Raw genomic sequence first — 10507 nt, forward strand, 5'->3', positions numbered from 1 at the left:
AATGCCCAAAACGAGGAACCCCAAGACGATTTTGCTGGTATCGGGCCTTTCGGGCGCGGGCAAGTCGACGGCGCTCAAGACGCTGGAGGACATGGGGTGGGAAGTCGTCGATAACCTGCCGCTACTGCTGCTTGACCGATTGCTCGATGCACCGCTGCCCGAAGGTGCAGGGGGTATCGACAGGCCGCTTGCCCTCGGCATCGACAGCCGAACACGCGGTTTCGATGCAAGCGGGATCGTCAAACGCATCAAGAAGTTGCGTGCATCGAAGGAGTATGAGGTCGGAACGCTATTTCTCGACTGTAGCGGGGCAGAACTGGAGCGGCGCTATTCGGAAACACGGCGACGGCATCCCCTGGCCCAGGATCGTCCAGCCGCTGACGGCATCGCGCGCGAACGGGAATTGATGGAACCGCTGCGACGCTGGGCCGATCATGTAATCGATACAACCAACCTTGCGACCAATGGCTTGCAACAGGAAATTCGCAGCCGCTTTGGCCTTGGCACGATAACCGATCCCGCTCTTTCTATCCTGTCCTTCGGTTTTGCCCGGGGCTTGCCCCGTAATGCCGACCTGGTATTCGACATGCGCTTTCTTCGCAATCCGCATTGGGACAAGGATTTGCAACACTTGACCGGCCTTGATGACGCCGTTGCGGCGCATATTGCGGAGGACCCCGCCTATGAAACCGTGGTGGGGCAGATTGAAAACCTGCTGCTGACGCTGCTCCCTCGCTATCATGAGGAAGGGAAGGCCTATTTAACCATCGCCTTTGGTTGTACAGGGGGCCGTCACAGATCGGTACATGTCGCCGAAAGGATTGCCCAAAGCTTGCGTAAGGCGGGTTTTTCGCCCACGGTTAACCACCGCAATCTTGAATCGGCGCCGCGCGACGCCCTGGAAAACCGGCCCGAGGATGAAGAGAATGCGACAGGATAAGATAATCAAATGATCGGATTGGTATTAGTAACCCATGGTCTGCTGGCGAAGGAATTTGTCGTCGCCATGGAACATGTTGTCGGTCCGCAAAAGGCGATCGAGACGGTCTGCATCGGCCCGGAAGATGATATGGAAATCCGCCGTGCCGACATCGCCGGAGCTGTCGAGCGCGTGAACGACGGATCGGGCGTCATCCTGTTAACCGATTTGTTTGGCGGAACACCGTCGAACCTTGCCATTTCCTTGCTGAAAGCCGGTGAGATAGAAGTCATTGCGGGCATTAACCTGCCCATGTTGATCCGCCTTGAAAGTGCGCGTAAATCGATGACGGTTCAAAATGCCGTAGCCGCCGCGCGCGAGGCTGGACAGAAATATATCAGCGTCGCGTCCGAACTGCTTGGGACATCGACATGATGGGCCATAAGAGAGAGGTCCAGATCACTAACAAGCGCGGCCTCCATGCACGGGCCAGCGCCAAGTTCGTGACGCTTGCCAGCGGTCTGCCCTGTGAAATCATCGTCGAAAAGGACGGTCAGTCAGTGACTGGCACGTCGATCATGGGCCTGATGATGCTGGGCGCGGCGATGGGCGATTCGATCGTTATCAGCGCGGCCGGCGACCAAGCCATGCATGCGGTGGAACAACTCGCCCTGCTGGTTGAAAACCGCTTCGGCGAAGAATAAGCGGGGCCGTCATTGTCCCGCGAAATTACTGGTTTTTCCAACCCGCTCGTCAAACGCATCCGTTCGCTGCGGGACAAGAAGCACCGCAAACGCGAGGGGCTGTTTCTGGCCGAAGGACTGCGCATCCTGACCGAAGCGCGCGAAGAGGGCGTGCTGCCCCAAATGCTGTTCCATGCCGGTGATGCGGCGAACCACCCCCTTGGCGCCGCGCTTATCACGGCCATGGAAGCGACAGGTGGCGATGTAATCGTAACCAGCCCCGACATATTGGGCAAAATTTCCGGCAAGGATAATCCGCAAGCCGTAGTCGGTGTCTATCCGGATCGGCTGACCGCACTGAAAGACATCGACCGGAAAAGCGCAGACATTTGGATCGTGGCGCAGGCCCTGCGCGATCCAGGAAACCTGGGCACAATCCTGCGCACGGGCGACGCCGTTGGCGCGGGTGGCCTTATCCTTGTCGACGATTGCGTGGACCCCTTTTCCGTAGAGGCCGTGCGGGCCAGCATGGGCGCTTTGTTCACTCAAAAAATAGTGACCGCGCGCTGGGACGAATTCATCCCTTGGCTGCGTTCGGGGCTAGGACAATTGATCGGCACCAGCCTGAAAGCGCGGCAGGATTACCAGCAACCACGCTATCAGGCCCCAAGCTTCCTGCTCGTCGGCAATGAGGCGCAGGGCCTTCCGCAAGACTATGAGGACCAATGCGATATTTTGGTCAAAATTCCCATGATGGGCAAGGCTGACAGTCTGAATGCCGCAATCGCCACCGCCGTCATGGCTTACGAGATATTGAACCAGAGCAGGAACCGCCCGGCATGAATCACGCACCTGCCGCCACGCTGGCGGTCAAACCGGCGCCCACCGGCCGTATTCTGATGGCCAGCCTTGTCGGCACGTCGGTGGAATTCTATGATTTCTATATTTACGCGACCGCCGCCTCGCTGGTCTTCGGCCCGCTTTTCTTTCCGGCGCAATCGGCATCAGCGCAGCTTATGGCCGCTTATGCCAGCTTTGCTCTCGCTTTCATCGCGCGCCCATTGGGAGCGAGCGTCTTTGGTCATTTCGGCGACCGGGTGGGACGCAAATCCACGCTGGTTGCATCCCTGATGCTGATGGGCGGATCGACCCTCGCCATCGCCTTTCTGCCGACCTATCAGATGGTCGGATGGGTCGCGCCTCTACTGTTGTGCATATTGCGTTTCGGTCAGGGCTTCGGCCTGGGCGGCGAATGGGGTGGCGCGGCGTTGTTGGCGGTGGAAAATGCGCCTCCCGGCTGGCGCGGACGGTTCGGCATGTTCCCGCAACTTGGTGCGCCTATAGGCTTTATCGCGGCCAATGGCCTGTTCCTGTTGTTGGGCGCATTCCTGAGTGACGAAGACTTTATCACCTGGGGATGGCGGTTGCCCTTCCTTGCCAGCGCGTTGCTGGTAGGCCTTGGCCTTTGGGTCCGTCTGAAACTGACCGAAACGCCTGTTTTTGCCGAGGCCATGGCCAAGGCCCCGCCGCCCAAAGTGCCATTTGCCACATTGTTTCGCCATCATTTGCGCGAAACGCTGGCCGGGACATTCGCTGTCGTCGCCTGTTTTGCGATCTTCTATATCAGTACCGCCTTTGCCCTTGGTTATGGAACGCGCGAAGGCGGCATCGGGCGGGAAATGTTTCTGGCGATTCAGCTGGGCGCGATCCTGTTCATGGCGATCGGCATCCTGCTTTCGGGCTGGTGGTCGGACGTCGCCAACCCGCGCAAGGTGCTGATCTGGGGCTGCATAGGGACGATTCCCGTGGGTCTTGTCTTTGGCCCCGCCATGGGAAGTGGATCGGCATTGACGATATTTCTGATCCTGTCACTGGCGCTGCTCATGATGGGTTTTGTTTACGGACCGCTCGGCGCATGGCTGACGGGCTTGTTTCCGACACAGCTGCGCTACACCGGCACCTCGGTCGCATTCAATGCGGGCGGCATATTGGGCGGAGCCCTGGCGCCCATAGTGGCGCAAGGTCTGGTCGAACGTTTCGGAATCGGTTCGGTGGGGCTGTACCTGTCGATCGCTGCGTCGATCAGCCTGCTGGCGCTGCTGTTTCTCGACCGGGGACGCAGCGCGCTTTAACGAAAATTATCAGCATAAGCCTGTAGCTTCAGGCTTCGCTCCGGCGCTGGCACGACATGATGGGCAATGCCCTCACGCATTGCATAGGACGTTGCGGCCTCCAGCGTCGGGAACGTCAGCTTTACCTGACGCCGTGTATCGCCAGACCCTGCCCAGCCTGTCAGCGGATCAGGCTTCTGGGCTTCAGCAGGTTCAAATTCCAGCACCCAGGTGTTTGTCAGCGCGCGGCCCGACTGCATCGCATTCTTGGGCTTCTGATAAATACGTGCGGACATGGTTGCTCCACTCAAAATATTGTTCGCTGCGATGCCCAAATCGGCGAGAGTCGTCAAGGCTTGGCGCGAGCATCGGCCCTTTTTGTTCGCAGCGTTGCACTGGCCGCGGCGGGGTTGTCCGGCCAGGGATGTCTTGGATAGCGGCCGCGCATTTCCTTTGCCACTGCCGCCCAGCTTCCTGCCCAGAAACCCGGCAGGTCACGTGTCGTCTGGATCGGGCGACCTGCGGGCGAGGTAAGGCTGAGCACCAACGGTATGCGCTTGCTGCCGATGCAGGGATGTTCGGCAAGGCCGAATAGCGCCTGAACGCGGAGTTCCACTCTGGGACCACCTTCCGCATCATAATCAATGGCATGATGACTGCCCGCCGGGGAAATGAATTCGGGCGGGGCAAGGCGGTCAATCTGCTGTTTGACATCCCAGCCGAGAACAGCCTCCAGCACGCCGGAAAGCGCCGATGGGTCAACACCTGAAAGCCGCCTTTTTCCTGCAAGCAGCGGCGGAAGCCATTCGTCCAGCTGCGCGGTCAGCGCCTCGTCGTTCAATTCGTCCCGACCTGCAAAGACGGCGCGGGTACGAAGCGAGCGGGCATTTTGCGACCATGGCAAAAGCGCAATTCCACCCGTCCTGACCGCCTCCATCAATGCAGTGGCGACCATCACCGGATCGGGACTGTCATCCGGTCCGCTTGCAAGGCGAATCGTACCCAGCCGCCGTTCGCGCAACGCCTCCACAGCCTGGGTGTCCGCCCGGAATCGAACCGTGCGCTTCTCCTCTATGCGATCGGAAAACAGCCGGACCACCGACGCCTCGTCCACAGGCGCCGCAGATATTATGCGCGCGCCAGATGCACGACCCTGTACCTCTCCCACCGCCAGCCATGTTTCGCGGGCAAGGGGCGATGTCGGATCAAGCCGGAAAGCACGCCCGCCGACGCTGATCCAGTCCTCGCCATTGCCATTGCGGCGTTTGGAAACACGGTCGGGGAATGCGAGGGCGAGGCAGATGCCTATGGCTTCTTCGCCATCCTCCCGAGCTTGTCGGGCAACGAGCGCCTCCCATCGCTTCGCCAATCTCCGGCTTGCCTCAGCCCTCTTGCCGCTTTCGCGCCGCCAGCGGACCAGCCGTTGCGACAAATCCGCATCATTCCCGCCAAGGCCGCGTTCGGTGAGCAGCACCGCAACCTGAGCCGCGACCCTGCCAAGGCCCATTTCCCCTGCACGGACCAACATATGCGCCAGCCTTGGTTCAAGCGGCAGGCGGGAAATGGCTTTGCCATGCGGGGTAATACGGCCCTCATCATCCAGCGCTTCAAGCGAGCGAAGGCGACTGCGTGCCTCCTGCACGGCAGCATCTGGCGGAGGATCGATCCATTGCAACGCCGCAGGGTCAATCAGCCCCCATTGCGCGCAATCCAGCAACAGCGCGGACAGGTCGCTTTCCAATATGGCGGGCGGATCATAGAGCGGCATGCCACTGGTCGCGGCCGCTTCCCACAAGCGATAGGCGACCCCCGCCCCCTGCCGCGCCGCACGTCCCGCCCGTTGAATTGCAGCTGCCTGACTGGCCTTTTCCGTCACCAGCCGGGTCAGGCCCGCGGCGCGGTCATAACGAGGGCGGCGAGCAAGGCCGCTATCGATGACGATGCGGACACCATCAATGGTCAAGCTGGTTTCGGCGATACTGGTGGCAAGAATGACCTTGCGCGTGCCGGGTTCGGCGGCACGCAGGGCCGCACGTTGGGCAGCCGGGTCAAGCGAGCCGTGAAGGGGGTGGATCACAATATCGCGGGGAAGGCTATCGAGCCGTTCGGCGGTCCGTTCAATCTCCGCCACACCCGGCAGGAAGGCGAGCAGATCGCCCCTCTCCTCATCCATCGCGCGACGAATAGCTGTGGCCATGTCTTCTTCGATCCGCCGTTCCGCCGCCCGGCCAATATAGCGCAGATCAAGCGGCCAGGAACGCCCCTCACTTTCGATCACCGGCGCATCGTTCATCAATGTCGCAAAGCGCGCACCGTCCAGCGTTGCCGACATCGCCAGCAATCGCAGATCAGGCCGCAGCGCCTTTTGAACATCCAGAGCGAGAGCAAGGCCAAAGTCGGTGTCGAGGCTGCGTTCATGCACCTCATCGAAAAGGACTGCGGAAACGCCCGCCAATTCCGGGTCGTCCTGAATGCGATTGCGGAAAATGCCTTCGGTAAGGACCAATATGCGCGTTTCAGGCGACTGTTTGCTGTCCATCCGCGTGGCGTAACCAATGGTCTGCCCCACCGGCTCTCCGGCAAGCTGCGCCATCCGTTCGGCTGCCGCACGCGCGGCCAGGCGGCGTGGGGACAGCAGCAGGATTTGACCTGTGCACCAGACTTCATTCAACAACGCAGGCGCTACTGCGGTGGTCTTGCCTGCTCCCGGCGGTGCAACGAGGACAACGTTGCTGCTTGTGCCCAACGCGTTGAGCAGGTCTGGCAGGACAGCATGTATCGGGAGAGGTTCGCTCACATAGCTCCCATATCTTCACGCTGCCCCGTTATTATTCAAAAGGCGCGGGCAATCGCAAATTCGACCGCTTCGACAAGCGCGGCCTTGGCCTGACCGCCTGCAAAGCCGCCCAAGGCGTCAATAGCCCGCTGACCATAATGGCGTGCGCGAGCCAGTGTATCAGCGATCGCGCCGGATTTTTCCAGCAGGAGCGTCGCATAGGCCAGATCTTCATCGCTGGTGCGGTGCCCGGCAATCGCCTGGCGCCAGAATTGCTTTTCCTCATCATTCCCGCGTGCGAACGCCAGAATGACTGGCAAGGTCACCTTGCCGTCGCGGAAATCATCGCCTGCATCCTTGCCCATGGTTTTTTCATCCGACGCATAATCAATGGCGTCATCGACAAGCTGGAAAGCAATACCAAGGTTGCGGCCATAGGTATCAAGCGCCTGTTCCTGCGCCTCATCACGTTCGGCAATAACAGCGGATATACGGCAGGCCGCAGCAAACAGCGCAGCGGTCTTCGCCCCGATGATTTCGAGATAATGTTCTTCGTCGGTGTCGATCCGGCGTTGGGCAGTCAACTGATTGACCTCTCCCTCTGCAATCACCGCCGATGCATTGGACAGAATACGCAATACCTTTAGCGACCCGTCCTCAACCATCAGTTCGAAGGACCGGCTGAACAGGAAATCGCCCACAAGCACGCTGGCGCTGTTGCCCCAGATGATGTTTGCCGTCTTGCGCCCGCGACGCATGCCCGATCCATCGACGACATCGTCGTGAAGCAGAGTCGCCGTGTGAATGAATTCGACCGCCGCGGCCAGTTTGTGATGACGTGTCCCCGAATAGTCCAGCAACCGGGCGCAAGCGAGCGTCAGCATCGGTCGCATCCTCTTGCCCCCACCCGCGATCAAATGTCCGGCAAGTTCGGGAATCAAGGGGATTTTCGACTGCATACGCTCCAGAATGACGCTGTTGACGGCATTCATATCGTCGGCGACAAGCGACATCATGGGTTCAAGCGATGGCGCGGCGCCGGAGTGGAGGCGGTGAATAGAGGCGGTCATATGTTCCGCGATGTGGCGATCACCACACGATAAGGCAAGCATAATAGCTTGCCTGATACCTCAATCTCCGCAAAAAGCCGCGATAGAAAGGGAATCGGACAATGGATGAGACGCTGCAACGCTATCGGGAAAGCATCGACAACATTGACGCAGCCCTTGTCTTCATGTTGGCCGAGCGTTTCAAGATCACCCAGGCGGTCGGTCAGTACAAGGCCGCACATGCCCTGCCCCCTGCGGATCCGGCGCGAGAGGAAAATCAAATCGCCCGACTACGCCAATTGGCTATGGACGCTCATCTCGACCCGGAATTCAGTGAAAAATTCCTGCGCTTCATCATCGATGAAGTGATCCGGCACCACCAGGGAATGCAGGACAGATAGGCAGAATCTAGCTTACGGAAGACTGTGTCTCGACAGAAAATAAAGTCGCAGCGACATATTTGGGATCGTCGGGATTGAAAAACGGGACAGGCTCGAACGTCTGATTGGTCAATGCCAATTCGGTTAATCCTGTCACCTTGAAAGCGCCAAGCTTGACCTCGCGCGGTGGTTGACCATCTCGCTCAATCGTAACCGCATCAAGATACAACTCACCGTGTCGCGTATACAGGATATGCGGAGCAAGCGTGGCGACCATGCGGTTGTAGGTGGCAGTGATGGCTTTATGGAGCGCTATGGCTTCCAGGATGAGTTTATTTGATTCCATAAATCCAGATTGACGCAAACCGAGGCAATTTTCAACAATTATTGCAGCGCAGCATAACGTTGCACCTATCAAGCCCCGTGGCTGATGCGAACGGCTGAAAACGTCGGCCCGCTCCGCACGCGATCGGGTAGTTGCAGGTCATGGTCGACGAGATAACGCAGCACACCACTGACCGATCGAGATGGGTTTGCTCGCAGAATCATAGCGATCGAAAACCGCTTGTCCTACGACTTTGCCGTCCGTTTGGACCAGATTGTGGCCTGCAAATCCAATCTCGCTGCAGTCTCCGCTTCCAGTGCCGTCTCGAACTCTGAGCCGTCCTGAGACCGGTAAACGCGCAGCAGGGACGACGAAATGCGCGCATCTACCGCCGCCATCTGCGCGCACAGCTCTAGTGCGCGTGGCAGCAACGTGTCCGGCCGGGTAATCTCGTTCACCAACCCCCAGGCGAGCGCCGTCTGCGCATCCACGAACGCGCCCGTTAACGACATCTGCCGCGCCCGCCGCACGCCGATGGCGCTTGTGAGCAGGGCAGTCTGACCCCAACCGGGGAACAAGCCGACCTTGCCATGCGTATCGGCGAACCGCGACCGGTCGGACGCCACGATGAAGTTGCAGGACAAGGCGAGCTCCAGCGCGCCGGTTATGCAGATACCGTCCACCGCCGCTATAGATGGCTTGCCCAAAGACCTTGCGACCTCGCCAGGATGCGGACGGAAGATCCCCTCGGCCGCGCCAGAGGCAAGCTCCTTCACGTCGACGCCTGCGCTGAAGGTAGCGTGCGCGCCGGTTATCACAATGGCTCTGATCGACGGGTCCGCTTCGGCTTCCTGAGCAAGGCGCGCGAAGTCCTTGCGCATTTGCAGGGTCAAGGCGTTGCGGGCCTGCGGACGGTTCAAGACAAATATCCGAACGCCATCGATTGTAGCGGCAATCAACGGCTCAGCCGAACCTGCTACCAGAACTTCTGCAGTGATGGCCTCGGCAGACATCTTCTCTCCTTAGCCTGATCTTCATAGGACAGTGCACACAAACCGCAGAAAAGAAGTCCATTTGGCTGTCTTACACCCTCCAGGACAAAATTCGGCAACGGCCTGTCTCACAGGATTTCTGATACCATGGATCGACATAGCGCAATACAGGGCACTGTCAAAGGGATGGCCTGGGGCAAGGTGCGCTGCTGGCCCGAACGGATGCGCGACCTGGGCGAGTGGCAGTCGCTGGTCGGCTGATGGCGGTCACTGCTAGGCGCGATCTGCCCAGTGGATACGAGTTCGCGTCCGACTGACAGCACCCTCTCGATGGTGCGCGAGCATGATGCCCCATTCGCTATTTCAAATTGTGATTTGGAAAACTTGACAATCAAACTCGGCCGCAGTCATGATTGAGTAGAATTCGAAGAATGCGGTGTGCGGCATGGTAGGATGCGTGCAACGCCCGACCTAGTCACCCGGAACTGTAATCCACCTCATTGATTCACGCCTCTTTGAGGAGATGAACAATGCTAGGTCGGCAGGCAGATGCGGTGGTATTGAGCGCCGAGGAGCGCGATCTTCTTGAGGCACAGGTTCGACGACACAGGGCGCCTCGTTCCTTGTCGGATCGGTGCCGAATGATCCTGCTTTGTGCAGACGGGCTGCAAAGCAAGGAGGTTGCCGAGCGTCTCGGCGTGCATGAGCATACGGTCGGCAAATGGCGACGGCGGTTCGTGACAGATCGCATCGAAGGGCTCACCGACGAGTACCGGCCCGGCCGCCCGCGCACGGTTTCCGATCGCCAAGTGGCCCAGGTAATCGAACGCACCCTGAATACCACGCCTAAGGATGCGACCCACTGGTCGATCCGCAGCATGGCCGCCGAGACGGGGCTCTCTCACACTACCATCCGCCGGATCTGGGCCGCCTTTGGCCTGCAGCCGCATCGGTCCGAGACCTTCAAGCTCTCCACAGATCCGCTGTTTGTCGACAAGGTCCAGGACATCGTCGGCCTCTACATGTCACCGCCAAACCGGGCAGTCGTCTTGTGCGTGGATGAGAAATCGCAGATCCAGGCGCTCGACCGTGAGCAGCCGGTCCTGCCTATGGCACCAGGCGTGCCTGAGCGGCGCACTCATACCTATGTTCGCAACGGCACGACATCTCTGTTCGCGGCGCTCGACGTCGCCACAGGGGCGGTGATCGGCAAGTGCTACAAGCGCCATCGGGCAACCGAGTTTCTCGACTTTCTGAAGCAGATCGACGCGG

General features: G+C 59.5%; 12 protein-coding genes. 7 read left to right on the top strand and 5 right to left on the bottom strand.

Annotated features, from left to right (window positions below; translation table 11 throughout):
• Window position 1 precedes the first annotated feature (1 nt).
• Genes rapZ through L3X40_RS01740 form a run of 5 tightly spaced genes read left to right on the top strand, consistent with a single transcriptional unit; the run spans window position 2 to window position 3734 of the window.
• Complete coding sequence (gene rapZ, locus L3X40_RS01720; protein ID WP_237364122.1) at window positions 2–940, top strand: RNase adapter RapZ; 939 nt, start codon at window positions 2–4, stop codon at window positions 938–940.
• A 9-nt stretch (window positions 941–949) separates the two neighbouring features.
• Window positions 950–1354: a PTS sugar transporter subunit IIA gene (locus L3X40_RS01725; protein WP_237364123.1), complete on the top strand. Its 405-nt coding sequence runs from the start codon at window positions 950–952 to the stop codon at window positions 1352–1354.
• Window positions 1354–1623, top strand: a complete 270-nt coding sequence (locus L3X40_RS01730; protein ID WP_445177142.1) for an HPr family phosphocarrier protein — start codon at window positions 1354–1356, stop codon at window positions 1621–1623. The genes L3X40_RS01725 and L3X40_RS01730 overlap by 1 nt, the downstream gene beginning before the upstream one ends.
• 12 nt (window positions 1624–1635) lie before the next feature.
• Window positions 1636–2445 carry a TrmH family RNA methyltransferase gene (locus tag L3X40_RS01735; protein WP_237364126.1) on the top strand — a complete coding sequence of 270 codons (810 nt, stop codon included), beginning with the start codon at window positions 1636–1638 and terminating at the stop codon, window positions 2443–2445.
• Window positions 2442–3734, top strand: a complete 1293-nt coding sequence (locus L3X40_RS01740; protein WP_237364128.1) for an MFS transporter — start codon at window positions 2442–2444, stop codon at window positions 3732–3734. Before L3X40_RS01735 ends, L3X40_RS01740 begins: the two co-directional genes overlap by 4 nt.
• Here L3X40_RS01740 and L3X40_RS01745 read toward each other — a convergent pair.
• The 3 genes from L3X40_RS01745 to L3X40_RS01755 are packed head-to-tail and all read right to left on the bottom strand — an operon-like array spanning window position 3731 to window position 7559.
• Entirely contained in the window at window positions 3731–4009 is a 279-nt protein-coding gene (locus tag L3X40_RS01745; RefSeq protein WP_237364130.1) for an ETC complex I subunit, read from the bottom strand. The genes L3X40_RS01740 and L3X40_RS01745 overlap by 4 nt on opposite strands.
• 53 nt (window positions 4010–4062) lie before the next feature.
• Window positions 4063–6510: an ATP-dependent helicase HrpB gene (gene hrpB, locus L3X40_RS01750; RefSeq protein WP_237364132.1), complete on the bottom strand. Its 2448-nt coding sequence runs from the start codon at window positions 6508–6510 to the stop codon at window positions 4063–4065.
• A gap of 35 nt (window positions 6511–6545) precedes the next feature.
• Complete coding sequence (locus L3X40_RS01755) at window positions 6546–7559, bottom strand: polyprenyl synthetase family protein (RefSeq protein ID WP_237364164.1); 1014 nt, start codon at window positions 7557–7559, stop codon at window positions 6546–6548.
• Between the two features lie 101 nt (window positions 7560–7660).
• Here L3X40_RS01755 and L3X40_RS01760 point away from each other — a divergent pair, with 101 nt between their 5' ends.
• Window positions 7661–7939, top strand: coding sequence for a chorismate mutase (locus L3X40_RS01760; protein ID WP_237364134.1), 279 nt, complete (start codon window positions 7661–7663; stop codon window positions 7937–7939).
• 7 nt (window positions 7940–7946) lie between these two features.
• On the opposite strand, the gene L3X40_RS01765 is transcribed toward L3X40_RS01760, so the two are convergent.
• Together L3X40_RS01765 and L3X40_RS01770 are read right to left on the bottom strand one after the other, a co-directional pair.
• Window positions 7947–8264 (bottom strand): WYL domain-containing protein, encoded by a 318-nt coding sequence (locus L3X40_RS01765; RefSeq protein ID WP_237364137.1) that lies wholly within the window; start codon window positions 8262–8264, stop codon window positions 7947–7949.
• Window positions 8265–8488: 224 nt separating this feature from the next.
• Window positions 8489–9256 (bottom strand): enoyl-CoA hydratase-related protein, encoded by a 768-nt coding sequence (locus L3X40_RS01770; protein WP_237364139.1) that lies wholly within the window; start codon window positions 9254–9256, stop codon window positions 8489–8491.
• Window positions 9257–9765: 509 nt separating this feature from the next.
• Here L3X40_RS01770 and L3X40_RS01775 point away from each other — a divergent pair.
• A partial coding sequence (locus tag L3X40_RS01775) for an IS630 family transposase (protein ID WP_237364141.1) occupies window positions 9766–10507 on the top strand: 742 nt, incomplete at its 3' end.

It is taken from the genome of Rhizorhapis sp. SPR117, from assembly GCF_021742065.1.